This window comes from Corallococcus sp. CA053C (assembly GCF_003611675.1).
Classification (GTDB): Bacteria; Myxococcota; Myxococcia; order Myxococcales; family Myxococcaceae; genus Corallococcus.
This window is the reverse complement of sequence record NZ_RAWA01000893.1, coordinates 1-437: the sequence shown is the minus strand read 5'-3', so window position 1 is coordinate 437 and position 437 is coordinate 1. Positions and strand designations below refer to the sequence as shown.

Sequence of the window (437 nt, the reverse complement as noted above, 5' to 3'; positions counted from 1 at the left end):
TGCCGATGCTGGCAAGAATGGCATCGTTATGAGTTACACCGGGCGGGCTGCTCCCTGGCAGATCATCCGCCAGGTCAAGCCGAAGCTGCATCGTATTATCAAGAAAGTATCCTTTGGAGAGGAAACCGCCCAGTCAGAGAATGAGATCTGGGACGGTGAAAACCTTTCTGCGATGGTCACGCTCTATAAATATCGTGGTCAAGTTGATCTTGTAGTAACAGACCCGCCGTACAACACCGGCGAGGACTTCCGCTATAACGACAAGTGGGACAAGGATCCAAACGATCCAGATCTCGGCGATGTAGTTCCTAAAGATGATGGGTCCAAGCACAGCAAATGGTTGCGCTTCATGACACCCAGAATCTGGATGATGCGTGAGATGCTAACCCCAGGCGGGGTTATGGCTATCTGTATTGATCATAGGGAACTATTTAGAC

At 50.3% G+C, this 437-nt stretch carries 1 protein-coding gene; it reads left to right on the top strand.

The window, feature by feature from the left end; genetic code table 11:
- Positions 1–437: DNA methyltransferase (locus tag D7V97_RS43760; RefSeq protein ID WP_120616319.1), on the top strand; the 437-nt coding region annotated here is incomplete at both ends.